General features: G+C 73.0%; 21 protein-coding genes. 15 read left to right on the top strand and 6 right to left on the bottom strand.

From position 1 onward, the window contains the following. Positions 1–66: 66 nt before the first annotated feature. The 7 genes from ACZ7MF_RS12790 to ACZ7MF_RS12760 all read left to right on the top strand — a co-directional run bounded on the left by ACZ7MF_RS12790 (position 67) and on the right by ACZ7MF_RS12760 (position 9,402). Positions 67–993 carry a carbohydrate ABC transporter permease gene (locus ACZ7MF_RS12790; protein ID WP_121711272.1) on the top strand — a complete coding sequence of 309 codons (927 nt, stop codon included), beginning with the start codon at positions 67–69 and terminating at the stop codon, positions 991–993. Between the two features lie 7 nt (positions 994–1,000). Further along, positions 1,001–1,951 (top strand): carbohydrate ABC transporter permease, encoded by a 951-nt coding sequence (locus tag ACZ7MF_RS12785; protein WP_471476469.1) that lies wholly within the window; start codon positions 1,001–1,003, stop codon positions 1,949–1,951. Between the two features lie 119 nt (positions 1,952–2,070). Beyond that, positions 2,071–3,426 (top strand): ABC transporter substrate-binding protein, encoded by a 1,356-nt coding sequence (locus ACZ7MF_RS12780; protein ID WP_471476467.1) that lies wholly within the window; start codon positions 2,071–2,073, stop codon positions 3,424–3,426. 26 nt (positions 3,427–3,452) lie between these two features. Then, positions 3,453–5,498: a beta-galactosidase gene (locus tag ACZ7MF_RS12775; protein WP_471476465.1), complete on the top strand. Its 2,046-nt coding sequence runs from the start codon at positions 3,453–3,455 to the stop codon at positions 5,496–5,498. 205 nt (positions 5,499–5,703) lie between these two features. Further along, positions 5,704–7,743 carry a glycoside hydrolase gene (locus ACZ7MF_RS12770; RefSeq protein WP_471476462.1) on the top strand — a complete coding sequence of 680 codons (2,040 nt, stop codon included), beginning with the start codon at positions 5,704–5,706 and terminating at the stop codon, positions 7,741–7,743. 93 nt (positions 7,744–7,836) lie between these two features. Then, complete coding sequence (locus tag ACZ7MF_RS12765; protein WP_471476459.1) at positions 7,837–8,481, top strand: sugar O-acetyltransferase; 645 nt, start codon at positions 7,837–7,839, stop codon at positions 8,479–8,481. A gap of 129 nt (positions 8,482–8,610) precedes the next feature. Next, the gene (locus tag ACZ7MF_RS12760; protein ID WP_471476457.1) at positions 8,611–9,402 is read left to right on the top strand and encodes an SAM-dependent methyltransferase; all 792 of its coding nucleotides are present in this window, start codon (positions 8,611–8,613) and stop codon (positions 9,400–9,402) included. Between the two features lie 24 nt (positions 9,403–9,426). Here the strand turns inward: ACZ7MF_RS12760 and ACZ7MF_RS12755 are convergent, their stop codons facing one another. Further along, entirely contained in the window at positions 9,427–9,603 is a 177-nt protein-coding gene (locus ACZ7MF_RS12755; RefSeq protein WP_361008752.1) for a hypothetical protein, read from the bottom strand. A 164-nt stretch (positions 9,604–9,767) separates the two neighbouring features. On the opposite strand from ACZ7MF_RS12755, the gene ACZ7MF_RS12750 reads away from it, so the two are divergent. From ACZ7MF_RS12750 to ACZ7MF_RS12715, 8 genes are all read left to right on the top strand, one after another. Beyond that, positions 9,768–10,940: a spore photoproduct lyase family protein gene (locus tag ACZ7MF_RS12750; RefSeq protein ID WP_471476454.1), complete on the top strand. Its 1,173-nt coding sequence runs from the start codon at positions 9,768–9,770 to the stop codon at positions 10,938–10,940. 85 nt (positions 10,941–11,025) lie between these two features. Continuing rightward, positions 11,026–11,604, top strand: coding sequence for an MSMEG_1061 family FMN-dependent PPOX-type flavoprotein (locus ACZ7MF_RS12745; protein WP_471476452.1), 579 nt, complete (start codon positions 11,026–11,028; stop codon positions 11,602–11,604). A 102-nt stretch (positions 11,605–11,706) separates the two neighbouring features. Further along, positions 11,707–12,585, top strand: a complete 879-nt coding sequence (cdtA, locus tag ACZ7MF_RS12740) for a siderophore ABC transporter ATP-binding protein CdtA (RefSeq protein ID WP_471476450.1) — start codon at positions 11,707–11,709, stop codon at positions 12,583–12,585. Beyond that, a complete protein-coding gene (gene cdtB / locus ACZ7MF_RS12735; protein ID WP_471476448.1) occupies positions 12,582–13,565 on the top strand; it encodes a siderophore ABC transporter substrate-binding protein CdtB in 984 nt (327 codons plus the stop codon). The genes cdtA and cdtB overlap by 4 nt, the downstream gene beginning before the upstream one ends. A 7-nt stretch (positions 13,566–13,572) precedes the next feature. Then, on the top strand, positions 13,573–15,657 hold the full coding sequence (gene cdtC / locus ACZ7MF_RS12730; protein ID WP_471476446.1) for a siderophore ABC transporter permease CdtC: 2,085 nt from the start codon (positions 13,573–13,575) through the stop codon (positions 15,655–15,657). A gap of 58 nt (positions 15,658–15,715) precedes the next feature. Further along, on the top strand, positions 15,716–16,312 hold the full coding sequence (locus ACZ7MF_RS12725) for a 3'-5' exonuclease (RefSeq protein WP_471476444.1): 597 nt from the start codon (positions 15,716–15,718) through the stop codon (positions 16,310–16,312). A gap of 158 nt (positions 16,313–16,470) precedes the next feature. Then, complete coding sequence (locus ACZ7MF_RS12720; protein WP_471476442.1) at positions 16,471–17,808, top strand: lipase family protein; 1,338 nt, start codon at positions 16,471–16,473, stop codon at positions 17,806–17,808. Between the two features lie 136 nt (positions 17,809–17,944). Then, complete coding sequence (locus tag ACZ7MF_RS12715) at positions 17,945–19,432, top strand: MFS transporter (RefSeq protein WP_471477227.1); 1,488 nt, start codon at positions 17,945–17,947, stop codon at positions 19,430–19,432. Here the strand turns inward: ACZ7MF_RS12715 and ACZ7MF_RS12710 are convergent. The 5 genes from ACZ7MF_RS12710 to crtI form a co-directional block, all read right to left on the bottom strand. Next, the gene (locus ACZ7MF_RS12710; protein WP_471476439.1) at positions 19,396–20,334 is read right to left on the bottom strand and encodes a DMT family transporter; all 939 of its coding nucleotides are present in this window, start codon (positions 20,332–20,334) and stop codon (positions 19,396–19,398) included. The genes ACZ7MF_RS12715 and ACZ7MF_RS12710 overlap by 37 nt on opposite strands. Positions 20,335–20,428: 94 nt before the next feature. After that, complete coding sequence (locus tag ACZ7MF_RS12705; protein ID WP_471476436.1) at positions 20,429–20,920, bottom strand: MSMEG_6728 family protein; 492 nt, start codon at positions 20,918–20,920, stop codon at positions 20,429–20,431. 16 nt (positions 20,921–20,936) lie between these two features. Next, positions 20,937–21,968 (bottom strand): DUF5914 domain-containing protein, encoded by a 1,032-nt coding sequence (locus ACZ7MF_RS12700; protein WP_471476434.1) that lies wholly within the window; start codon positions 21,966–21,968, stop codon positions 20,937–20,939. Continuing rightward, positions 21,965–22,966, bottom strand: coding sequence for a phytoene/squalene synthase family protein (locus ACZ7MF_RS12695; RefSeq protein WP_471476432.1), 1,002 nt, complete (start codon positions 22,964–22,966; stop codon positions 21,965–21,967). Before ACZ7MF_RS12695 ends, ACZ7MF_RS12700 begins: the two co-directional genes overlap by 4 nt. Beyond that, entirely contained in the window at positions 22,963–24,480 is a 1,518-nt protein-coding gene (gene crtI / locus ACZ7MF_RS12690) for a phytoene desaturase family protein (RefSeq protein WP_471476429.1), read from the bottom strand. The genes ACZ7MF_RS12695 and crtI overlap by 4 nt, the downstream gene beginning before the upstream one ends. Between the last annotated feature and the right edge of the window lie 228 nt (positions 24,481–24,708).

Here is a 24,708-nt window from a genome sequence, read left to right as displayed (position 1 = left end):
TCGCGGTGCGCCATGTTTACGTAAACATCAGGCGAAGCTCCAGGACGTGGACGAGCGAGGAACGACATGACGACGCTGCAACCGCCGGCCGCCGCCGAGCCGCGGCCGGCCCCGCCCCCGGTGAGGCGGGACCGCCGCTCCTGGACGGGCTGGGGGTTCCTCGGCCCCTTCGTGGCCGTCTTCGCCCTGGTGTTCCTCGCGCCCATCGCGTACTCGGTCTACCTCAGTCTCTTCCGCGACCAGCTGATCGGCGGGACCACCTTCGTCGGCCTGGACAACTACGCCGAGGCGCTGAAGGACGACCGGTTCTGGGCCTCGCTCGGCCGGGTCTCGCTCTTCCTCGCCGTACAGGTGCCGATCATGCTCGGCATCGCGCTGCTCGTGGCCCTCGCGCTGGACAGCGGCCGCCTCTACGGCCGGGACTTCTTCCGCATCTCCATCTTCCTGCCGTACGCCGTGCCCGCCGTGGTGGCCACCCTGATGTGGGGCTTCATGTACGGCACCCGCTTCGGCCTGGTCGGTGACATCAACGGCGCGCTGGGCGTCTCGCTGCCCGACCCGCTCTCCCCCGACCTGGTCCTTGCCTCCATCGGCAACATCGTGACCTGGGAGTTCGTCGGCTACAACATGCTGATCTTCTACTCGGCGCTGCGCGTCGTGCCGCACTCGCTGTACGAGGCGGCCCAGATCGACGGCGCCGGGCAGATCCGCGTGATCACCGCCATCAAACTCCCGGCCATCCGCGGGGCCCTGGTGATCGCCACGATCTTCTCGATCATCGGCAGCTTCCAGCTCTTCAACGAGCCCAGCATCCTGCAGCCCCTGGCGCGCAACGCCATCACCACCGACTACACGCCGAACTACTACACCTACGCGCTGTCCTTCAACGGTCAGCAGCACAACTACTCCGCGACGGTCGCCATCGTCATGGGGCTGATCACCATGGTCATCGCCTACGCCGTGCAGCTGCGCGGCATGCGCAAGGGAGTGTGAAGCAGCGATGACCAGCCCCGTCGCCACCGCCTCGGACCGTTCCGCGCCCACGCCGTCCGGTACCTCCGGCTCCGCCCCGCGGCTGCGTACGCCCCGGCGCCGGCACTCCGCCGACCGGCCCCGGCGCAGCGTGCTGCTGACCGTGCTCACCTCGCTCGTCCTGCTGTACAGCCTGGTTCCGCTGGTCTGGCTGGCCGTCAGCGCCACCAAGACGCAGGAGGGGCTGTCCCGTTCCGCCGGTCTCTGGTTCGACGGCGACTTCGCGCTGTGGGACAACATCACCGAGACGTTCACGTACAACGACGGTGTCTTCACCCGCTGGCTGCTCAACACCCTGCTGTACGTGGGGCTCGGCGCGGGCGGCGCCACCTTCCTCGCCGTGCTCGGCGGTTACGCGCTCGCCAAGTTCGACTTCCCCGGCCGGCGGTCCGTCTTCGCCGTCGTCATCGGCGCGGTGGCCGTGCCGGGCACGGCGCTGGCGGTGCCGACCTTCCTGATGTTCAGCAAGATGGGCCTCACCAACACCCCCTGGGCGGTGATCATCCCGTCCCTGATCTCGCCGTTCGGCCTCTATCTGATGTGGGTGTTCGCGACCGAGGCCATCCCGACCGAGCTGATGGAGGCCGCCCGCATCGACGGGGCGGGCGAGGTGCGCACCTTCTTCCGGGTCGCCCTGCCGCTGCTGGCGCCCGGCATCGTCACCGTCCTGCTGTTCACCATGGTCGCCACCTGGAACAACTACTTCCTGCCGCTGGTCATGCTCAAGGACCCCGACTGGTACCCGCTGACCCTGGGGCTCAACAGCTGGAACCAGCAGGCCGCGACCGCGGGCGGCGAGGCCGTCTTCAACCTCGTCGTCACCGGGTCACTCATCACCATCCTGCCGCTGATCGCCGCGTTCCTGCTGCTCCAGAAGTACTGGCAGTCCGGTCTCGCCGCCGGAAGCGTCAAGGAGTAGCCCTCCCTCCGTCCCTCGCCCGTCCCTCGCCCGTCCCCAGCCCCGCCCGACCCCCGACCACCAACCTCGCCAACCCTCAACGGTGCCGGTTCCGGCCACGAAGAAGTGGAAGCACGCCCATGCCCACACACCTGACCAAGCACTCGCGCCGCCTCCTGCGCGGCACGGTCCTCGTCTGCGCCCTCGCCCTGGGAGCGACCGCCTGCGGCGACTCCGACGACGGGGGATCGAGCCAGAAGGCCGTCTCCGAGGCGGACATACAGGCGGCCCTCAAGGAGGGCGGCACCATCACGGTGTGGGCGTGGGAGCCCACGCTCAAGCAGGTGGCCACCGACTTCGAGAAGGAACACCCCGGCGTCAAGGTCGACCTCGTCAACGCCGGCACCAACAAGGACCAGTACACGGCGCTTCAGAACGCCATCTCCGCGAAGAAGGGCGTCCCCGACGTCGCGCAGATCGAGTACTACGCCATGGGCCAGTACGCCCTGACCAAGCAGCTCACCGACCTCAAGTCCTTCGGCGCCGACAAGCTCTCCGCCCAGTTCTCCCCCGGTCCGTGGAACGGGGTGAAGGCCGGTTCGGACGGCGTCTACGCGCTGCCGATGGACTCCGGTCCGATGGCGCTGTTCTACAACAAGAAGGTCTTCGACAAGTACGACATCAAGGTCCCCACCACCTGGGCCGAGTACCTGGACGCCGCCCGCGACCTGCACAAGGCCGACCCGAAGGCGTACATCACGGCCGACAACGGCGACGCCGGGTTCGCCACCAGCATGCTCTGGCAGGCCGGTTCGCGCCCCTACACGGTCGACGGCACCAAGGTGAAGATCGACTTCACCGACCAGGGCGCCAAGACGTTCACCGACACCTGGCAGCAGCTCATCGACGAGAAGCTGCTCGCCTCCGTCCCCGCCTGGACCGACGAGTGGTACAAGGGCCTCGGCGACGGCAGCATCGCGACGCTGGCGACCGGCGCCTGGATGCCCGCCAACCTGGAGTCCGGCGCGAAGGCGGCCTCCGGTGACTGGCGGGTCGCCCCGATGCCGCAGTGGACCGCGGGCGGCAAGGTCAGCGCGGAGAACGGCGGCAGCGCGCTCGCGCTCCCGGAACTCGGCAAGAACGAGGCACTGGCGTACGCCTTCGTCGAGTACGCGAACGCCGGTGACGGCGTACAGACCCGGCTGAAGAACGGCGCCTTCCCGGCGACCACCGCGGATCTGCAGTCCACCAAGTTCCAGGACACCGCGTTCCCGTACTTCGGCGGCCAGAAGGCCAACAAGATCTTCGCCGAGTCGGCCGCCGAGGTCCCCGACGACTGGTCGTACCTGCCCTACCAGGTCTACGCGAACTCGGTCTTCAACGACACCGTCGGCAAGGCCTACGTCTCCGGTACCACGCTCGCCGAGGGCCTCAAGTCCTGGCAGGAGGCCTCGGTCAAGTACGGCGAGGAGCAGGGCTTCACCGTCGAGAAGTAGCGCACGCCCCCACCGGAAGGACCGCCATGATCTCCACCCTCCACTCCCGCCTGCACCGCGGGGCGGACGGTGCGCCCGCCCCGCGTCTCGCCTACGGCGCCGACTACAACCCCGAGCAGTGGCCCCGGGAGGTGTGGGAGGAGGACGTACGGCTGATGCGGGAGGCCGGGGTCAACATCGTGTCGCTCGGCATCTTCTCCTGGGCCCGCATCCAGCCGGGCCCGGACGCCTGGGACTTCGCCTGGCTCGACGAGGTGATGGACCTGCTGCACGAGCACGGCGTCGGCGTCGACCTGGCGACCGCCACCGCGTCCCCTCCCCCGTGGCTGACCACCGCGCACCCCGAGATCCTCCCGGTCACCGACCGGGGCGAGACGCTGTGGCCGGGAGCGCGTCAGCACTGGCGCCCGACCTCGCCCGTCTTCCGCGAGCACGCCCTGCGCCTGGTCCGGAAGCTGGCCACCCGCTACGCCGACCACCCGGCGCTCGTCGCCTGGCACGTCAACAACGAGCTGGGCTGCCACAACGTCTACGACTACTCCGACGACGCCGCCCGCGCCTTCCGGGAGTGGCTGCGCGCGCGGTACGGCACCACGGACGCCCTCAACCACGCCTGGGGCACGGCGTTCTGGTCGCAGCGCTACGGCGACTGGGCGGAGATCCTGCCGCCCCGGCTCGCCGCCTCGCATCCGAACCCGACCCAGCAGCTGGATTTCAAGCGCTTCTCCTCGGACGCGCTCAAGGACCACCTGCGCGCGGAGCGGGACCTGCTGCGGGAGCTGACCCCGGACGTCCCGGTCACCACCAACTTCATGGTGATGCCCGGCACCAAGGGCATGAACTACGCGGACTGGGCGGGCGAGGTCGACTTCGTCGCCAACGACCACTACGTCGTCCCGCACCCGCAGGCCCGCGACGAGCTGTCCTTCTCGGCGAACCTCACCAGCGGCATCGCGGGCGGCCGCCCGTGGTTCCTGATGGAGCACTCCACCAGCGCGGTGAACTGGCAGCCGGTCAACCTCGCCAAGCAGCCGGGCGAGATGGCCCGGGACTCGCTGACGCACGTGGCGCACGGCGCCGACGCGGTGTGCTTCTTCCAGTGGCGCCAGTCGGCGGCCGGTGCCGAGAAGTACCACTCGGCGATGGTCCCGCACGCCGGTGCGGACAGCGACCTGTTCCGCGCGGTCACCGCGCTCGGCGACACCCTGAAGGCGCTCGCACCCGTCGCCGGGAGCGAGCGGGAGCCCGCCGAGGTCGGCATCCTCTTCGACTGGGAGTCCCGGTGGGCCAGCGAGCAGGACTCGCACCCGACCTCGCTGCTCGACTACCACCAGGAGGCGCTCGACTGGTACTCGGCGCTGCTCTCCCTGGGCGTCCGCGCCGACGTCGTCACCACCGGCGCCGACCTGAGCCGTCACCGGGTGCTGATCGCGCCGGTGCTGCACCTGGTCCCGGCCGAGCTGGCCAAGGACCTCACGCGCTACGCCGAGCAGGGCGGGCACCTGGTCACCACGTACTTCTCGGGCGTCGTCGACGAGAACGACCACGTCTGGCTCGGCGGCTACCCGGGCGCGCTGCGGGACCTGCTCGGCATCCGCGTCGAGGAGTTCGGCCCGCTGCCCGCCGGGCAGAGCGTGGAGCTGGACGGCTCGGGCAGCGGGGACCTGTGGACCGACCGGATCACCGTGACCGCGCCGGAGACCGAGGTCCTGGCGCACTACCGCACCGGCTCCCATGCGGGCCGCCCCGCCGTCACCCGGCGTCCGGCGGGCGGCGGCTCGGCCGCCTACGTCTCCACCCGGCTCGGTGCCGAGGGGCTCGCCGCGCTGCTGCCGAGGCTGCTGGAGCCGGCCGGGGTGACGAGTGAGCTGCCCGCCTCGGTGCGGGGACGGGTGGAGGCCACCGTGCGCCGGGGCGCCGGGGGACGGTTCCTGTTCCTGGTCAACCGGACCGACGAGGCCGTGACCGTCCCCGGGCTCACCGGAGAGGTCCTGGTGGGCGACACCGGCGACGAGGGCGCCGTCGTCCTGGCGGGCCGCGGGGTCGCCGTCCTGCGCACGCCCACCTCCTAGGGGGTGTTGTTCGGATCAGGCCGGCTCCGGGCGACGGTGCCTTGCTCGGGTCGGCAAAATCCAAACGACACCCCCTAGGCACCCTCCCCGTACCACCCCATGCTCCCCGGAGCGGGCACGGCCCGCTCCGGGGCCATCCCCCGCTGCCCCGAACCGGGCGGCCGGGGCCACCGCAGCGACCACACCTTTCCGTTGGGAGCACACGATGGCACGCCGTACCCGCGACAGACGCCTCCTCGGCGCCGCGGTCCTGACCGCACTGACCACCGGGGCCGCCCTGCTCGCCGTCCCCGCGCAGGCCGAACCGGCCGCCGCCCCCGCCTCCGTCACGGTGCGGCCGGACCCCTCGTACCAGCAGGAGAAGTTCGAGGGCTGGGGCACCAGCCTGGTCTGGTTCGCCAACGCCACCGGCGACTACCCGCCCGAGATCCGCGAGAAGCTGGCCCGCCTGCTGTTCGGCGACGACGGCCTCGGACTGAACATCGCCCGCTACAACATCGGCGGCGGCAACGCGCCGGACGTCGAGGACTACCTGCGGGCCGGCGGGGCGGTCGAGGGCTGGTGGCAGGCGCCCGCGGGCACCACGCGCGAGGACACCGACTGGTGGAGCGCCGACGACCCGGCCGACTGGAACGAGGACGCCGACGCCACCCAGCGCTGGTGGGTGGAGCGCATCAAGGACGACATCGACCACTGGGAGACGTTCAGCAACTCCCCGCCCTGGTTCATGACCGTCAGCGGTTACGTCTCCGGCGGCTTCGACTCCTCCGCCGACCAGCTCAAGTCCGAGTCGGTCGACGACTTCGCCGCCTACGTGGCCGGGGCGACCAGGCGGCTGGAGAAGGCCGAGGGCATCAAGGTCGACACCGTCGACCCGTTCAACGAGCCCAACACTCCTTACTGGGGTACCCAGCTGGGCGCGGACGGCGAGCCCGTCGGCGGCCGGCAGGAAGGGGCCCACATGGGTCCCGAGCTGCAGCGCAAGGTGCTCCAGGCCCTCGCGCCCGCGCTGAAGAAGGCGAAGGTCAAGGCGGACGTCTCGGCGATGGACGAGACCAACCCGGGGACCTTCGCCAAGAACTGGAGCGCCTACTCCGACGCCGACCGCGCCCTCGTCGGGCAGATGAACGTCCACACCTACGGCACCGGGCAGCGCACCACCGTGCGGGACCTCGCCAAGGCCGCGGACAAGCCCCTGTGGATGAGCGAGGTGGGCGGCGACTGGGGCGACGGCCAGGACTTCGAGGACATGCGGCCCGGCCTCGGCCTCGCCCAGCAGATCGTCGACGACCTGCGGGAACTGGAGCCCCGCGCCTGGGTGTTCTGGCAGCCCGTCGAGGACTACGACAACATGAAGCCGGGCGGCGAGTCCGCGAAGGGCGGCAACTGGGGCAGCATCCAGCTCCCGTTCGACTGCACGGCCCAGGACACCCTGGAGACCTGCCCGATCCGGACCAACACCAAGTTCGACACCGCCCGCAACTTCACCCATTTCATCAAGCCCGGCGACCGGCTGATCCAGACGGACGACACCTCCAGCGCCGCCGCGGTCACCCGCGACGGCAAGGGCGCCTCGCTCGTCCACGTCAACCGCACCACCGAGGCCCGCACGGTCACCCTCGACCTGTCCAGGTTCCGCGACGTGAGCCGACGGGCCACCGTGACCCCGGTCGTGACCAGCGCCGACGGCAAGCTGGAGAAGCAGTCACCGATCAGGGTGAGCGACCGCACGGCCACCTTCACCGTGCCCGCCCAGTCCGTCACCTCCTTCGCGATCGAGGGTGTCTCGGGGGTCGCGAAGGACGCCGCCGGGCTGCGCAAGGGGCACACCTACACGCTGACCGGCGTGCAGAGCGGCAAGGCCGTCACCGTGGCCGCGGACGGCACGAACCTGGTCCTGGGCGACGGGGCCGACGCGGGCGCCCGGCAGTGGCGGCTGAGCGCGGTGCGCCACGACAGCGGCGCCCGCGACCGCTACGTCTTCACCCGGCCCGAGGCCGGCACCCGCCTCGCCGTGCGCGACGACGTCCCGGTGGCCGAGCCCCGCACGGGCAGACGGGACCGGGCCGCCGAGTGGCTCGCCTCCAGCACCGGCGACGGCACCTGGACCCTGGTCAACGCGGCCACCGGGCGCCTGCTCGAAGTGGGCGGCCAGGCGACCCACGACGGTGCGGCCGTCACGACCTGGCCGCCCAACTCCGGTGCCAACCAGCGCTGGACGCTGACGGACGTGTCCGCCGGCTGAGCCCTTCCCCGGTTGCCGGCGGTCCCGGCCGCACGCTCACCGACGCTGCGGACGGGGCCGTCGGCCCACCCCGTACGGATGCGAGGAGACCGCATGACCACCGACCCCCGTGAGCGCGAGGTCCGCCGCAGGATGGCGGCCCGTGAGCTGTACTCGGACGGCGCCCCGGGTCTTCAGGCCCTGGCGGAGGAGCGGCTGCGCGGCAAGGAGCTGGCCGACGCCTACAACCGGACCGGCGCGCGCGACGAGGAGGGCCGCCGGGCGCTCCTGGAGAAGATGCTCGCCTCGCTCGGCACGGGGGTGTGGATCGAGCCGCCGCTGCACGTGGCCTACGGCAGCCGGGTGCACCTGGGCGACGACGTGTACGCCAACTTCGGCCTCACCCTCGTCGACGACGTCGAGGTCTTCGTCGGCGACCGGGTGATGTTCGCCCCGCACGTGACCGTCAGCACCACCGGGCACCCGGTCCATCCGGACCTGCGCAGGGACGGCACCCAGTTCTCGGCGCCGGTGCGCATCGAGGACGACGTGTGGATCGGGGCCGGCGCGCTGATCATGCCGGGGGTGACCGTCGGCCGGGGATCGGTGGTCGGCGCGGGCAGTGTGGTGACGGCACACGTGCCGCCGATGACGGTCGTCGCCGGTACTCCGGCGCGGGTGCTGCGCGAGATCACCGACGCCGACCGCGAGTGGAGCTACCGTCCGCCCCGCACCCTGGGCCCGGGTGGGGACGGGTGACCGGGGGCCCGGGATGCCCGGGATGACCGGCAACTTCCGCCGCCCGTCCGTCACATGGCACCGCGACCCCGCAGTACGATGATCCAGAACTGCGGCGGAGCGTCACCCTCCCGGACCACGGAGCCTGCCATGACCACGGACCACACCCAGCCTCCCCACATCGACACCGGCCGGGCCCACCCCGCGCGGGTCTACGACTGGCTGCTGGGCGGCAAGGACAACTATCCGGTCGACGAGGCGGTGGGCGAGACCCTGCCGCCCGAGGCGCGGGACGCCGCGCGGCAGAACCGCGCGTTCATGAACCGCGCGGTGGCGCACCTCGCCGCGCGGGGCATCGACCAGTTCCTGGACATCGGCACGGGCATCCCGACCGAGCCGAACCTGCACCAGATCGTCCAGCGGACGGTGCCGACGGCCCGGGTCGTCTACGCCGACAACGACCCGATCGTGCTGCGGCACGCGGAGGCCCTGCTGGTCAGCAGCCCCGAGGGGGCCACGGACTACATCCAGGCCGATGTCCGCGAGCCCGAGGAGATCGTGCGGCACGCCCGCGGGATCCTGGACTTCGACCGGCCGATCGCACTGTCGCTGATCGCCCTGATGCACTTCGTCCCCGACGACCAGGACGCCCACGGAATCGTCCGGGGTCTGGTCGAGACCCTCCCCGCGGGCAGCCACCTGGTCCTCTCGCACGCCGCGCTCGACCTCTTCCCCGAGCTGGCGGAGCAGGTGATCGCCCAGTACGCCAAGGGCGGCATCCGTCTCGGCTTCCGCACCCGGGCGGAGGTCGCGCGATTCTTCGACGGCCTGGAGCTGGTGCCGCCCGGCCTGGTCACGGCCACCGAGTGGTACGGCGAGGGCCTGGAGCCGCCCGCGCCCGAGGAGAGCGGTATCTACGCGGGCGTGGCGCGCATCCCCTGACGGGTGACGAGGGTGCGGGTCGGCTCAGCGGCGGCGCCCGCGCGGCGCCCAGCCGCTGCCGATCCCGGCGACGTGCAGGGCCAGCAGGGCGAGTCCGACGAGCATGACGTTGGTGGCGGTGAAGACGTCGTTGGTCGAGACCTCCGCCGCGTTGATCAGCCAGGCGATGAGGAACAGAACCGCCGCGATGATGGCGAGCACGGTGTACACCCCTTCGGATCGGCGGCACCGGAGCGGCGCCGTGTCTCGCGTATGCCCCCGACGGGCCGCGTGACACGGCGGAGGGCACCGCGCGCTTCGTACAGTGGAGGACCGGACCCCGGCGAAACCGCCCGGTCCCTCCCGCACCACGCCCCGGAGCCCTCATGCACGACCCGTCCACCGCGCCGGACGACGGCTCCGGCACGCTGTTCGGCCTGGACGCCCTGACGCCCGGTCCGCCGCCCGCCGCCGGACCGCTCTTCCGGGACTCCGCGGCCGCCCGCAGGCTGCTGCCGGTGCGGGAGATCCACGCCGAGCCCGCGGCGGCCGCCTCCCCGCGCGGCCGGCAGGTCCTCGCCCGGTTCCCGGAGGCCCGGCTGGTCGAGGTGGACTCCCACTGGGGCATCCCGGGGCTGCACGGCAACGAGGGCAACGTCGAGCGCTGGGTGCGTGTGAAGGGCGAGACGCTCGTCCTGGGCGAACGGAAGACGCCGGCCACCCGGCCCAACGGCCGTTCCGCGGACTGGATTGCGCCGGGCGCCTCCAACGGCTGCGCCATGGCCTGCGCCTACTGCTACGTGCCGCGCCGCAAGGGGTACGCCAACCCCGTCACCGTCTTCACCAACATCGACCGGATCGTCGCCCACCTCGGCCGGCACATCGCCCGCCAGGGGCCCAAGCGCGAGCCGAACCAGTGCGACGCCGAGGCCTGGGTCTACGACATCGGTGAGAACGGCGACTGCTCGGTGGATGCCCTGATCTGCGACAACACCGCGGACCTGGTGCACGCCTTCCGTCAGTGGCCGACGGCCAAGGCCTCCTTCGCGACGAAGTTCGTCAATCCCGACCTGCTCGCCCTCGACCCGCGCGGCCGGACCCGGGTCCGCTTCTCCCTGATGCCGCCTGACGACTCCCGGCTGCTGGACGTGCGCACCTCGCCCGTCGCCGAGCGCATCGCCGCGGCCGGCGACTTCGTGGCGGCCGGTTACGAAGTGCACTTCAACCTCTCCCCCGTCGTGCTGCGGCCGGGCTGGGAGGAGGCCTGGGCCGAGTTGCTGCGGCAGCTCGACGACGTCCTGCCCGACCGGGTCAAGCGGCAGGCCGCCGCCGAGGTGATCATGCTGACGCACAACCAGGGGCTGCACGAGGTCAACCTGGGCTGGCATCCCCGCGCCGAGGAGGTGCTGTGGCGGCCGGAGATCCAGCGGCCCAAGCGCTCGGAGAACGGCGCGCTCAACGTGCGCTACCGGGCGGACGTCAAGGCCCAGGCGGTGACCCGGCTCCGTGCGCTGGTCGCCGCCCACGCGCCCTGGCTACGGATCCGTTACGCCTTCTGAGCGCGGCCCCCGATAATGTTGCGTGTGCAACAACCGCCGGAGGCAAAGCTTCCGGCAGTTCCACGAGCACACTGGGGAGCCGGCCTTGCCGCACACGATCGACACGACCGGAGACCGGCCGGACGCCGCCACCGCCACCGCCACCACCGAAGAGGGCTGGGTCGAACTCGGCTCGCGCGCGCAACTGCGTGAGCTGCTGGGCGAGCCCTGGCCCATCGTCATCGACAAGGTGCACGACCGGCTCACCAACGACGACCGGGACATCCTGGCCCGCTCCCCCTTCTGCCTCCTGGCGACCTCGGACGCGGGCGGCAACTGCGACGTGTCGCCGCGCGGCGACGCAGCCGGCTTCACCCACGTCCTCGACTCCCGCACCCTCGCCCTGCCGGACCGGGCGGGCAACCGACGAGGGGACAGCTTCCACAACATCCTCGACAATCCGCACGCCGGCCTGCTCTACCTGATCCCCGGCGGCAAGGAGGTGCTCCGGGTCAACGGCCGGGCCCGCATCCTCACCGACGCGCCCTTCTTCGACGCGATGGCGCGCGACGGACGGCGTCCGGACCTCGCCCTGCTCCTGGAGATCGACGAGATCTACCTCCACTGCCCGATGTCCCTGAACCGGGCGGGACTGTGGAAATCCGGTTCCGTGCAAGCGAGTTGAGCCCTTCGCTCCGCCGCCGCGACGGGGGACGGGCAGCGTCCGCGGAGCCCTTGTGACCCCCGCCTCTACCAGCACTTCTTAGGTTAGGCTAACCTTCACCGCGTGAGATCAGGTGAAGACGCAGCCGGTACCCCGCGCCTGCGCGGACATGAGCTGTCGGCCACGGGCGTGACCGTCGCGTACGACGGTGTCGATGTCGTGCACGACGCGGGGGTCAGGCTCAGGCCCGGCGAAGTGACCGTCCTGGTGGGCCCGAACGGCAGCGGGAAGTCGACGCTGCTGCGGACCGTCGCCCGGCTGCAGCGGGCCCGCAGTGCCACGCTCAGCCTGGACGGCGCCACCGACGGACTGGCGCTGACGTCCCGTGAGTTCTCGCGGTACGTCGCCCTGCTGACGCAGGGACGTCCGACGCCCGGCGGGCTGACCGTGCGGGACGTCGTCGAGTTCGGCCGCTACCCGTACCGGGGCCGCTGGGGGCGGCCCGATCCGGACGGCCCGGCCGCCGTCGACCGGGCGCTCGCGCTCACCGGCGTCGACGGCCTCGCCGACCGCGGCGCGGACCACCTCTCCGGCGGGCAGTTGCAGCGGGTGTGGCTCGCGAGCTGTCTCGCCCAGGAGACCGGCGTACTGCTCCTGGACGAACCCACGACCTACCTGGACCTGCGCTACCAGGTCGAACTCCTCGACCTCATCCGCGACCTGGCGGACGACCACGGCATCGCCGTCGGTGTCGTCCTGCACGACCTCGACCAGGCAGCGGCCGTCGCCGACCGGATCACGCTCCTCGAAGCGGGCCGGATCGTCGCCGACGGCCCGCCCGAGGACGTGCTGACGCCAAAGCGGCTCACCGCCGTCTACGGCATCCGGATCGACGTCGACACCGACCCCCTGACCGGCCGGCTGCGCACCCGCCCGATCGGCCGCCACCACATACGGACCCCCCGCACACGAACCCCCGAAAGGCTCGGCACCACCTCATGAGACGCCTCCTGCTCACCGCGGCCGCCACCACCGCCGCGGCGCTCACCCTGGCCGCCTGCGGCACCACCGAACCCGCCGCCGACAAGACGGAGAAGAAGGCCTCCGAGGCGATCACGCTCAAGGACGGCAAGGGCACCGAGGTGAAGCTCGACGGGCCGGCCACCAAGGTGGTCGCCACCGAGTGGAACGTCGTCGAGAGCCTCGTCTCGCTCGGGGTGGACCCGGTCGGCGTCGCGGACGTCAAGGGCTACAAGACCTGGGACAGCGCCGTTCCGCTCAAGAACGAGCCCAAGGACATCGGCACCCGCGGCGAGCCGAGCATGGACACCGTCGCCTCCCTCGCCCCGGACCTCATCGTCGCCACCACCGACCTCACCCCCGCCGCCGTGAAGCAGCTGCGCGAGGTCGCCCCGGTGATCGAGGTGACGTCCGCCGACGGCACCGGCCAGATCGACCAGATGCTGGAGAACGTCGACCTCATCGCCAAGGCCACCGGCACCACGGACAAGGCGAAGTCGCTGCGCGAGGGCTTCGAGGCCAAGGTCGCCGAGGGCAAGAAGGCCCTGGCCGACGCCGGGATGGCCGGCAAGGACTTCGCCTTCGCCGACGGCTACGTCGCCTCCAACCAGGTCTCGATCCGCCCCTACACCGCGAACTCGCTCATCGGTGAGGTCAACGAGGCCGTCGGCCTGAAGAACGCCTGGACGGTCAAGGGCGACGAGGCCTACGGACTCGGCGCCACCGACGTCGAGGGCCTGACCAAGCTCCCCAAGGACACCCAGTTCGCCTACATCGGCAACGAGGACGACCCGAGCGCCACCCCGTTCAGCGGTGAGCTGGCCAAGAACCCGGTGTGGAAGTCCCTGCCGTTCGTGAAGGCCGCAGACGTGCACCGGCTCGACGACGGCATCTGGATGTTCGGCGGTCCCGGGTCGATGGAGGCGTACATCGACGCCGTCGTCGGCGCGCTGACGAAGTAGCGGGGCCATGGCCGTCACCACGACCGAACCCGCCACCGAGCCCACCGCGGCCCGTCCCTCGACGGTCCCGTCGTCCCGCTCGGGCGCGGCCGCGGTGACGGCCGGAGTCGTCCTGCTGGTCGCCGTCCTCGCCGTCGTCGACATCACCCAGGGCACCGCCGCCGTCGGTCCCTCCGAGGTCCTCAAGGCCCTCACCGGCCGGGCCGACCCCGACGACGCGTCCGTCGTCGTCGCCTCCCGGCTGCCCCGGATGACCGCGGGGCTCCTGGTCGGCGCCATGCTCGGCATGGCCGGCGCGGTGCTCCAGGCGGTCAGCCGCAACGTGCTGGCCTCACCCGACACCCTCGCGGTGAACGCGGGTTCCTATCTGGCGCTCGGGCTGGCCGGCGCCACCGGCGTCTCGCTGCCGATGCTCGCCTCGTCCGGTATCGCCTTCGTGGGCGGCCTGGCGGCGGCGGCCGTCGTGCTCGGACTGTCCGGCCTCGGCACGGGCACCGTCCGGCTGGTGCTGGCCGGCACCGCGCTGATGCTGGGTCTGCACTCCATGACGCAGGGACTGCTGCTGCTCTTCCCGGAGCAGACGAAGGGCCTGTACGAGTGGAACCAGGGCAGCATCGCCCAGAACGGCTTCGACGGCGTCGTGCAGATGCTGCCGATCGCCCTGGTCGGTCTGGCCGGCCTGCTGCTGACGGCCCGCCGGGTGGACGCGCTGGCCCTCGGCGACGACGCGGCGCGCGGGCTCGGCGTCCCGGTGCGGGCGACCCGGGTCACGGTCGTCGTGCTCGCGGCGCTGCTGTCCGCCGCCGCGGTGACGCTCGCCGGCCCGATCGGCTTCGTCGGGCTGTGCGCGCCCGCCCTGGTGCGCCCGCTCGCCCGCCGCTTCCGCGGCTTCAGCCGCTCCCGTACGGCCATGCCCGCGGCGGCGCTCACCGGCGCGGCGCTGGTGCTGGGTTCGGACGTGCTGCTGCGGGCGCTGATCTCGGACGACCGCTCGGTGTCCGTGCCCACGGGCGTCGTCACGAGCCTGGTCGGGGCCGTGTTCCTGGTCGCCATGGCGCTGCGGGTGCGGGACACCGCCGGGGCCGGGGCACCGGACCGGCTGCGGATCCCGAGCCGGGCGGTGTTCCTGGCCACGGTCGCCGTCCTGGTCGTGGTCCTGGTCGGGCTCGTGATCGCCGCCGTGCTGGTGGGCGACAGCAAGCTGCTCCTCGGTGACGTCGTCAACTGGGCGCAGGGCCGGGCCGGCCGGACCGTCTCCTTCGTGCTGGACACGCGGGTGCCGCGGGTGCTCGCCGCGCTGGGCGCGGGCGCGGCGCTCGCGCTGGCCGGCACGCTCGTGCAGGCCGTCACCCGCAACCCGCTCGCCGAACCGAACGTCCTCGGCGTGACCGGCGGCGGCGCGCTGGGTGCGGTGATCCTGGTGACCACCGTGCCGGCCGCCGGGACGTGGGGCGTGGCGGGAGCCGCGTTCGCGGGGTCCGCGGTCACCGCCGTCCTCGTCTTCGGGCTCGCCGCGCGGGGCGGTTTCCGGCAGAACCGGCTGGTCCTCGTCGGCATCGGCGTGGCCTCCGGGACGGCGGCGCTGATCAGCCTGCTGATCGTGCTCACCGACCCCTTCAACGCCAACAAGGCGCTGACCTGGCTGTCGGGTTCGACCTACGGGCGGACCATGCCGGACGTGCTGCCGGTCGCGCTGGCGCTGCTGGTCGGCATCGGCGTCGCGGTCGCCCGGCGCACCGAGCTGGACCTGATCTCACTGGACGAGGACACGCCGCGGCTGCTCGGCCTGCGGCTGGCACCCGGGCGCCTCGGCTTCCTGGTGCTGAGCGTCGTCCTCAGCGCGACCGCGGTGGCCTGCGCGGGCACGATCGGGTTCGTCGGGCTGGTGGCGCCGCACGCGGCCCGCGCCCTGGTGGGCCGCCGGCACGTGCGGGTCGTGCCGGTCGCGATCCTCCTCGGCGCCACGCTGGTCTGCGCCGCCGACCTCCTCGGCCGGACGGTCATCGCCCCGGCCCAGCTCGGCGCCGGACTCATGACGGCGGTGATCGGGACGCCGTACTTCCTGTATCTGCTGGTCCGGAGCCGTCGCTAGGCGGTCCCGGGACGGAAAACCGGGTGCCCGCGGAGCCGTGCCCCCGTACGGTGCCGCCATGGACCGGCGCGGCGCGGACGGGGGCCACGCGGGCCTGCTGAACGTCATCGATCTCGAGGCCACCTGCTGGGACGGGCAGCCGCCGCCCGGCGCGGTGAGCGAGATCATCGAGATCGGGCTCGCCGTGGTCGACCTCGACGCCCGGGAGCGGGTGGCCCGGCACCGGATCCTGGTGCGGCCCGCCCGCTCCCGGGTGAGCGCGTTCTGCACGGAGCTGACCGGTATCACCCAGGCCGAGACCGATCGGGGCGTGAGTCTCGCCCAGGCCTGCGACACGCTGGTGCGTGAACACGGCGCGGGCGTGCGGCCCTGGGCGAGCTGGGGCGACTACGACCGCAAGCAGTTCGTCCGCCAGTGCGCGGCGGACGGGGTCCCCTACCCCTTCGGCCACCCGGCCGAGCGCGCACACACCAACGCCAAGGCGGTCTTCGCCGGTGCCCACGGGCTGCGCAGGCGCCCCGGCATGGCGCGGGCGCTGGAGATCGCGGGGCTGCCGCTCGAGGGACGGCACCACCGGGGTGTGGACGACGCCTGGAACATCGCGGCGCTGGTGCTCCGGCTGGCCGTCCAGGGCGCCTGGCCCGGCTCTTGTTAGACAGGACGTCAAGTTACTGAACCGTAATCAGTCAGGTGCTACCCCTGGTAACCCCTGTCCGGTTACGGTCCCGTAACCCCACAGGAGCAACGCGACCACGGACCTGACCCCACGGGACCGCGGACGACCGGATCCGGCCCTTCCCCAGGAGGTTCGCCATGCCCCCACGTCCCCGCATGCTCGCCGCGGCGATCACCGCCGCGCTCGCCCTCGGCGCCCAGGCCGTCCCGGCCGCCGCGGCCGACGGCCCGGCCGCCGACTCGACGACCACGACGTCCCGCGGCGTCGAGATACCCGCCTTCTACACCCCGCCGTCCGAGCTCCCCGGCGCCGACGGCACGCTGATCCGCAGCGAGCCGCTCCCCCTGGCGCTCAGCCTGCCGGGCATCGACGGCCCCCTCCCCGGCCGGGCGACCCGGCTGATGTACAAGTCCACCGACGCGAACGGCGAGGCGGTCGCCGTCACCGGCGCCTACATCGAACCGGCCGCGAAGTGGCGCGGCGACGGGCCCCGCCCCCTGGTGGCCGTCGCGCCCGGCACCATGGGGCAGGGCGACCAGTGCGCCGCCTCGATGGCCCTGGAGCACCCGTTGCAGCTCAACGGGCAGACCGTCTCGGTCGGTTACGAGGACCTGTCGGTCTACCGGCTGCTGCTGCGCGGCGTCGCCGTCGTGGTCACCGACTACGTCGGCCTCGGCACCACCGACCGGCTGCACACCTACGTCAACCGCGTCGACGGGGCCCACGCCGTACTGGACGCCGTACGCGCCGCACGCTCCCTCGACTCGGCGTCCGTCACCTCCGGATCCCGGGTGGGTCTGTTCGGGTACAGCCAGGGCGGCGGCGCCACGGCGGCGGCGGCCGAGCTCCAGCCCTCCTACGCCCCGGACGTCCCACTGTCGGGCACCTACGCCGGCGCCCCGCCCGCCGACCTCACCAAGGTGACGAAGGCGATCGACGGCAGCGACCTCGCGGGCGCCCTGGGCTGGTCGCTCAACGGCTTCCTGCAGACCGAGCCCGCCCTGCGGCCCATCGCCGACCGGTACATCAACGAGGCGGGGCAGGACGCGCTGAAGGACCTGTCGACGATGTGCGTGGGCGACGCGCTCTTCGGCTACGGCGGCGACAGCAGCACGGACTGGACGAAGACCGGTCAGTCCATCAGCGACGTCATCCGCGCCGAACCCGCGCTGCAGAGCTTCCTCGCCGAGCAGCGCATCGGCTCGACCGCACCCGGCAGCCCGGTCCGCGTGGCCACGGGCGTCAGCGACGACCTGGTCCCCCACGGCCAGGCCCGCCAACTGGCCGTCGACTGGTGCGGCAAGGGCGGCGAGGTGACCTACGTGCCCGTGCTGCTCCCGGGCGTGGGCAGCGGCCTGCTCAACCACTTCGCCCCGTTGCTGACCGATCAGGGCAGCGCCATCGCCTGGCTCACCGACCGGCTCTCCGGCGAGCCCGCCGGCTCCAACTGCTGGAGCATGCCCGTACAGCCCTGAGCCCCGCCCCGGCATGCGCCCGCCCCGGGTTCCTGCACAGAATTCGCTCAGGCGAATCGTGGCGGAGCGACGGAGAGGCGACGGCGTGGTGGAGGCGAAGCCCGACGGCGGGACCGGCCCCCCGGACGGGGCGAAGATGCCGAGCTCGATCGCGCACCTGCCGCGGCAGGTGCGCGAGGAGCTGACCCGCCGGCTCCGCCGCACCAGGCGGGCGTTTCGCGAGGAGGACGTCCAGGTCGTCGAGAAGCCCCTGCTCAAGCGCGCGGTCGGGGCCTCGGCGCTCGGCAACTGCATGGAGTGGTTCGACTTCGGCGTCTACAGCTACCTGGCCGCCACCATCGGGAAGGTGTTCTTCCCCGGCGCCTCTCCGGCCGCCCAGGTCATCTCCTCCTTCGCCACCTTCGCCGCGGCCTTCGTCGTGCGCCCGCTCGGCGGCCTGGTCTTCGGGCCGCTGGGGGACCGCATCGGGCGGCAGAAGGTGCTCGCCACCACCATGATCATGATGGCTCTCGGCACCTTCTCCATCGGCCTCATCCCCAGCTACGCCACCATCGGCGTCGCCGCCCCGATCCTGCTGCTGCTCGCCCGGATGGTCCAGGGCTTCTCCACGGGCGGCGAGTACGGCGGCGCCACCACCTTCGTCGCCGAGTACTCACCCGACCGGCGGCGCGGCTTCCTCTCCAGCTGGCTCGACTTCGGCACCTTCGTCGGCTACGCCGCCGGTTCGGCGCTGGTCACCGTCCTGAACCTGGCGCTGACGGACGCCCAGATGCTGCACTGGGGCTGGCGGCTGCCGTTCCTGATCGCCGGGCCGCTCGGTGTCATCGGCCTGTACATGCGGCTCAAGCTGGAGGAGTCGCCCGCCTTCCAGCAGCAGCTCGACGAGCACGAGAAGGGCCTGGCACAGGAGTCGGCGGGCAGCGAGTTCAAGACCATCGTGCGCGAGCACTGGCGCCCGCTGCTGGTGTGCATGGGCCTGGTACTGCTCTACAACGTCACCAACTACATGGTGACCGGCTATCTGCCGACGTACCAGACGGAGACCCTGGACCGCTCCAGCGGCTTCGCGGACGTGCTGGTGCTGATCGGCATGGTGTGGATCGTGCTGCTGATCACCTTCCTGGGCCGGCTCAGCGACCACGTCGGCCGCCGCCCGCTCTACGCCACCGGCGCCGCGGCGATGATCGTCCTCGCCGTCCCGGCCTTCCTGCTGCTGAGGGCGGACGGTGTCTGGGCGCCGGTGGCCGGGGTCCTGCTGCTGTCCACGCTGCTGGCCTGCTTCGCCGCGCCGAGCGCCGCCACCCTGCCGGCGCTGTTCCCGACCGCAGTGCGCTACGCCGCCATGGCCATCGGCTTCAACTTCGCCGTCGCGGCCTTCGGCGGCACCACACCGCTGGTCGCCGAGGCGCTGGTCAGCATCACGGGCGACGAACTGATGCCCGCCTACTACCTGATGGTCGCGGGCGCCGTCGGCCTGGCGACCGTGAAGTTCCTGCCGGAGAGCGCCCAGGTGCCGCTGCGCGGTTCGCAGCCCATGGTCGGCTCCCGGCAGGAACAGCGGGAACTCATCACGACCTCGAAGGACCTCTACAGCTTCTCCAAGGACCGCTCGGGCGCCGTCTGACGCTCCGCCGCGGTCCCTCGTCCGCGCGCGAGCGGGCGCACCGCGCCCGACCCCACGGCGACCCCGGCGAAGACCAGGGCGCTGCCCACGGCCTGGGCGGCGCCGTAGGAGCCGGTGCCGACGAGCGGTGCCGTGCACGCGGCGGCGACCGGGATCAGTCCGGAGAACAGGGTGGCGCGCTCGGCACCGATCCGCTGCATGCCCATGTACCAGCACACGAACCCGACGACGGTGACCACCACCGCCTGCCACAGCAGCGCGCCCGCCTCCACCGCGTCCGGCCGGCGCAGCCACCCGGTCCCGTCGGCCAGGACACCGGCCAGCGCCGACTCGGCCGCCGCGACGCCGCACACCACGGTGGACAGCAGCCGCGGGCCCAGCGGCCGCAGGACGGGCACGGCCAGCACCGCGAAGCCCACCTCGCCGACCAGGGCGCACACGGAGAAGGCGATGCCCGCGCCGTCGGTGCGCCCCCAGCCCTGGACCGTGAAGGCGCCCACGGCGACGAACAACGCCCCGTACAGGACGATCCGTTGCGGACGGCGCCCCTCCAGGAGGGGGACCAGGACGGCGACGACCACGGGCGCGCAGCCCACGAAGACGCCGGGTACCGCGGGCTCGGCCGTGCGTTCCGCGGCGAGGACGGCCAGGTTGAAGCCGACCATGCCCACGGCCGCGAGCAGTGCGAGGCGCAGCCACCGGGCGGCGCCGAGGGCGCGCAGCCTGGTCGCCGCGCCGGGCCCGGCCAGCGGGACGAGCAGCAGGAAGGCCAGTCCGTAGCGCAGGAACTGGCCACCCGCGTACGGGTAGTCGCCGAGCAGGCTGTTGGCGGTGAAGGATCCTCCGACGAGGACGCAGGCGAGCGCGGCGAGCAGGGACCCGCGCGTGGTGGTGGCGTTCATGGCCACGACGCTAGAGAGCGCGGCGGCCCGTCACGGGGTCCACTTCGTGTGCGCCGTCGGGGACCAATCCGCGACGACGACCGCCTGAGCCGTCCTAGGCGTCGCCGCTTTCCGGCTCCCCGCGCTCCCGGTCCGAGCGGGGCCACACGTAGGGCAGGTCGTCGGGTACCCCGGGGAACAGTTCGGCGTAGGCCGCGGGGTCCTTGCGCACCAGTGCCGAGCGGTGGCTGCGGTGGAAGGCCTCGCCGCCCAGCCAGGGCGGCAGTTCCCCGGCGGCCGCCAGCTCCTCCTGGGCGCGCACCGGCTCGCCCGGACGGACCTCGGCGAGTCCGGCGACCAGCGAGGCCGCGCAGCTGTCCTGGTGCCCGTGCTCGCGCCAGACCCGGCAGACGTCGAGGCCGTAGCGGACCAGTGCCTCCTCGTAGCCGGTCCACATCCGCACCGCCGGGTGCCGGCGCCAGCCGTAGCCGGGGACGGTGAGTCCGCGCAGCACCTGGAGCGCCTCCACGCGCTGTTTGCCCAGGCGCCGCCGGTCGAGGGCGAGTGCCGAGTCCCGGAAACCGGGGTGGGGGAGGAAGGTCTGCATGCCGGTGCCGCTCCGTTCAGCCGGGGAAGAGGCCGCGGGCGCGCAGGTGTCCACGGCGTTCGGCGTAGGCGAGGTCGTCGCGCCACAGGCGGCCGGCGGCGGCGCGCATCAGCGGGCGCAGGGCCGGTGCCAGGCGGCGGACCAAGGGGAAACCGGGCCGGTCCGAGGTGGCGAGCACGGCCTCGACGACCGCGGTGCGCGGCCGCCCGCTCGAGTCCGGGCCGAGTGGCGTGGCGTGGCTCTCCACGACGGATCCGGTGCCCTCGCCCTCCGTGATGCGCATGACGACGGTGCGGGGTCCGGGCGCGGTGAACTCGGCGCGTACGGGGACGACCAGACGGCCGGTGAGTCTGAAGGACACGTCCACCACGAAGCGGTCGCCGTCCCCGTCGTCGCTCCGGTCCTCCGGGGTCGTGCCGGGCGCCCGGAGGACGGTGAGGTCCACGAAGGAGTACGGGTGGAACCAGGCGCCGTGCCACGGGTCGAGCCGGTTGGCGACCACGTCCTCGGGCTCGCAGGTCCCCACCCCGCGCCACACGGACGTCAGCGCCGTCTCGCGCGGCGGCCGCTCGGGCACGAGGGGCGCCGGGGTCGGTGGCTCCTCCCCCACGGTGTCCAGCCGTACCCACACCAGTACGCCGTCGTCGTGGACCGGCAGCGGCTCCCAGCCCGCGAACGGGGCGCCGTCCAGGGCGAGTCCGTGCCAGCGGCACACGAGCGTGCCGCACCGCACGGGGCTGTCGGCGAGCGGGGCGCCGAGGTGGGGGCAGACGCCGGGGCCGCCCACCAGACGTCCCCGCGCGTCCCGCCAGACGACCACCTCGACGCCGGCGACGGTGCCGGACAGCGGACGCGCGGGGCGTACGTCCGTGCCCGCGCCGAGGACGTACCAGTTGCCCGAGGGGCGTGCCAGGGCCCGGTCGAGGGCCGCGGCGATGACGCCGGGGCGTGCCTCGCGCCAGGTCGGCCGCTGGTGCTGCCAGGGGACCGCGTGGCGCCGCAGTCGCAGGGGGACGCGCCCTCGGCGCGGGCGGGGACCGGTGCTCATCCGGGCTCCTTCACGTCGAGGGCGTCGGCGCCTCGGGGCACCGGCGGGGACGCGGGGGTGCGACGTGCGCCGAGCCGGGCGGAAAGGACGCGCACGAGCCCGTCGGCCGCGACGGCCGCACGGCGCCGGCGGGACACCACCGCACGGCGGTGCAGGACCGCGTACCCGCCCTCCGCGATGGTGTCGAGGATGTTCCGGTAGAGCAGGCAGGCGGTGCGGATGCAGGGCCGCGCGACGGGGTCGAGCATGGCCAGTCCGGGCTCGGCCTCGCGGTAGACGGCCCGGGTGAGGTCCTCGGCGGCCCGCAGCGCGCCGGTGATGCGCGGGTCGCGGTGGCCGGTGCGCCTGCTCCAGAGCAGCAGGTCCCGGTGGACGCCGTGCGCGGCCAGCAGGTCGGCGGGGAGGTAGATCCGGCCGCGGTCCAGGTCCTCGCCCACGTCCCGCAGGAAGTTGGTCAGCTGGAAGGCGACGCCCAGCGCGGCGGCGTGCGGGGCGGCCAGGGCGCGGGCGGTCACGGTGCCGAGGACGGGCAGCATCTGGAGGCCGATGACGGCGGCCGAGCCGTGCATGTAGGCGCGCAGGTCGGCGTAGGTGGCGTAGTCGGTGACCGTGAGGTCGGCGCGCATCGAGGCCATGAAGTCGGTGAAGTGCGCCGGTTCGATGGCGTACCGGTCGGCGGTGTCGGCCAGGGCGAGCACCACGGGCTCGTCGGTCGCTCCGCATCCGGTGAGCGCCCGCCGCAGCAGTCGGTCGAGGCGGGCGAGGGCGGCGGCGCGCTCGGCGGGCGTGGCGCCGTCCCCGGTGTCGTCGACGATGTCGTCCGCCCACCGTGCGAACCCGTACAGGGCGTGCACGGCGGGCCTGCGGTCGGCGGGCAGGAGGCGGGTGGCCAGGAAGTAGGTGCGTCCGTGGCGGGCGTTGAGGAGCCGGCAGCGGATGTAGGCGGCGCGCAGCCGGGGGTCGGTGATGCCGGCGGCGTCGAGTTCGCGCCGCGTCATCGGCGGGCCTCCCGCGCCGCCGCGGGGCGGGCCCGCGGTCCGGTGATGCGGGCGGCGGCCAGTTTCCCGGAGAGCAGTACGGTCGGCACGCCGACGCCCGGAGTGGTCCCGCAGCCCGCGAGGACCGCGTTGTCGGTGCCGCCCACCAGGTTGCGGGGCCGGAAGGGCCCGGTCTGGGCGAAGGTGTGGGCCACCGAGAAGGGGGTGCCGGCGGCATGCCCCTGCGCGGTCCAGTCGGCGGGCGTCACCAGGCACTCCTGCTCGACCGCGGCGGCGATCCCGGTCAGTCCCCGGCGTTCCAGGGTGGCGAGCAGGCGGTCGCGGTAGCGGGGGGCGAGGTCGTGCCAGGCGTGGGCGCCGGGGCCGATGTCGGTGTTGGGGCAGGGCGCGAGGACGTAGTGGAGGTGGCGGCCCTCGGGGGCGAGGGTGGGGTCGTGGGCGGTGGGTCTGGTGATCAGCAGGGACGGGTCGGTCATGAGGGTGCCGGTCCTGGTGAGTTCGTCGAAGGTCCGGTGCCACGCGGCGCCGAAGGAGAGCGTGTGGTGGGCGAGGTGCGGCCAGGTGCGGGTGGTGCCGGCGTGCAGGACGACGGCGGAGGGCGCGTGCCGCAGGGCGAGGGGACGGCGCGGTCGGCGGCCCAGCAGCCGGTGGGCGACGGGCAGGTCGGGGGTGAGGACGACGGCGTCGCACGGGATGCGCTCGTGCTCGGTGACGACCGCGGTGACGCGGGTGCCGGACCGCTCCAGGCGGGTGACGTCGCGCCCCAGGCGCAGGTCGGCCCCGGCGTCCACGGCGGCACCGGCCATGGCGCGGGGCAGGGCGTGCATGCCGCCGCGCGGGAAGTACACCCCGGCCACGGTGTCCATGTACGCGATGACGGCGTAGGCGGCCAGCGCGCGGGCCGGTGCGACACCGGCGTACAGGGCCTGGAAGGAGAAGACCCGCTTGAGCCGTTCGTCGGTCAGGAACCGTCCGACGCGGGCGTCGAGTCGGCCGAAACCGCCGAGGGCGGCGAGCCGGGCCAGGTCGGGGGTGAGCAGGCCGAGCGGGGAGTCGAAGTTGGCGTCGATGAAACGGCGCAGCTGCACGGCGTACAGCCGCCCCAGCCAGTCGCGCAGCCGCCGGTACCCGGCCGCCTCCCTGGTCCCGGCGAACCGTTCGACCTCCGCCTCCATGGCGTCGGCGTCCGTGTGGACGTCCAGTGCGGTGCCGTCGGCGAAGCAGGCGCGGTAGGCGGGGTGCAGGGGCAGCAGTTCGACGCGGTCGCGCAGCCGCTCGCCGACGGCCGCGAAGGCCTCGTCGGCCAGGTCCGGCATGGTCAGCACGGTCGGGCCGGTGTCGAGGTGGTAGCCGCCGAGTTCACGCCGTCCGGCCCGGCCGCCGGGCCGGGGTTCGCGTTCCACGACGGTCACCCGCCGTCCCGCGCCCAGCAGGTGCAGGGCGGCGGACAGCCCGGCGAGCCCGGCCCCGACCACCACGACGTGGTCCGTGCGTCCGGGCACCGTCCGCGTCATCGCACGTCCCGGACCGCGCGCGGCCGGCCCGTGCCGTGGGTTCCGTCGTCGACCGTGCCAGGGCGCATCGCGGGTCCTCTCGTGGGGTCGGCGTCATGCCTTCCCCCTTCGCTTCCGGTACGACGCGGCAGGGGCCGGTTCCCGTCCGGCAGCCACCCGTCCGGCAGCCACCCGTCCGGCCGTCACCCGTCCGGCCGTCACCCGCTCGGCGGCGCCGCGGCCCTCGGC

Source organism: Streptomyces sp. NPDC111628, from assembly GCF_055635195.1.
This window is presented reverse-complemented; position numbering and strand designations above follow the sequence as displayed.

What these genes read in the sequence shown, in the direction of transcription:
- ACZ7MF_RS12790 (WP_121711272.1), top strand. Translation starts at nt 67, where the DNA reads ATGACGACGCTGCAACCGCCGGCCGCCGCCGAGCCGCGGCCGGCCCCG.
- ACZ7MF_RS12785 (WP_471476469.1), top strand. Translation starts at nt 1,001, where the DNA reads ATGACCAGCCCCGTCGCCACCGCCTCGGACCGTTCCGCGCCCACGCCG.
- ACZ7MF_RS12780 (WP_471476467.1), top strand. Translation starts at nt 2,071, where the DNA reads ATGCCCACACACCTGACCAAGCACTCGCGCCGCCTCCTGCGCGGCACG.
- ACZ7MF_RS12775 (WP_471476465.1), top strand. Translation starts at nt 3,453, where the DNA reads ATGATCTCCACCCTCCACTCCCGCCTGCACCGCGGGGCGGACGGTGCG.
- ACZ7MF_RS12770 (WP_471476462.1), top strand. Translation starts at nt 5,704, where the DNA reads ATGGCACGCCGTACCCGCGACAGACGCCTCCTCGGCGCCGCGGTCCTG.
- ACZ7MF_RS12765 (WP_471476459.1), top strand. Translation starts at nt 7,837, where the DNA reads ATGACCACCGACCCCCGTGAGCGCGAGGTCCGCCGCAGGATGGCGGCC.
- ACZ7MF_RS12760 (WP_471476457.1), top strand. Translation starts at nt 8,611, where the DNA reads ATGACCACGGACCACACCCAGCCTCCCCACATCGACACCGGCCGGGCC.
- ACZ7MF_RS12750 (WP_471476454.1), top strand. Translation starts at nt 9,768, where the DNA reads ATGCACGACCCGTCCACCGCGCCGGACGACGGCTCCGGCACGCTGTTC.
- cdtB (WP_471476448.1), top strand. Translation starts at nt 12,582, where the DNA reads ATGAGACGCCTCCTGCTCACCGCGGCCGCCACCACCGCCGCGGCGCTC.
- cdtC (WP_471476446.1), top strand. Translation starts at nt 13,573, where the DNA reads ATGGCCGTCACCACGACCGAACCCGCCACCGAGCCCACCGCGGCCCGT.
- ACZ7MF_RS12725 (WP_471476444.1), top strand. Translation starts at nt 15,716, where the DNA reads ATGGACCGGCGCGGCGCGGACGGGGGCCACGCGGGCCTGCTGAACGTC.
- ACZ7MF_RS12720 (WP_471476442.1), top strand. Translation starts at nt 16,471, where the DNA reads ATGCCCCCACGTCCCCGCATGCTCGCCGCGGCGATCACCGCCGCGCTC.
- ACZ7MF_RS12715 (WP_471477227.1), top strand. Translation starts at nt 17,945, where the DNA reads ATGCCGAGCTCGATCGCGCACCTGCCGCGGCAGGTGCGCGAGGAGCTG.
- ACZ7MF_RS12710 (WP_471476439.1), bottom strand. Translation starts at nt 20,334, where the DNA reads ATGAACGCCACCACCACGCGCGGGTCCCTGCTCGCCGCGCTCGCCTGC.
- ACZ7MF_RS12705 (WP_471476436.1), bottom strand. Translation starts at nt 20,920, where the DNA reads ATGCAGACCTTCCTCCCCCACCCCGGTTTCCGGGACTCGGCACTCGCC.
- ACZ7MF_RS12700 (WP_471476434.1), bottom strand. Translation starts at nt 21,968, where the DNA reads ATGAGCACCGGTCCCCGCCCGCGCCGAGGGCGCGTCCCCCTGCGACTG.
- ACZ7MF_RS12695 (WP_471476432.1), bottom strand. Translation starts at nt 22,966, where the DNA reads ATGACGCGGCGCGAACTCGACGCCGCCGGCATCACCGACCCCCGGCTG.
- crtI (WP_471476429.1), bottom strand. Translation starts at nt 24,480, where the DNA reads ATGACGCGGACGGTGCCCGGACGCACGGACCACGTCGTGGTGGTCGGG.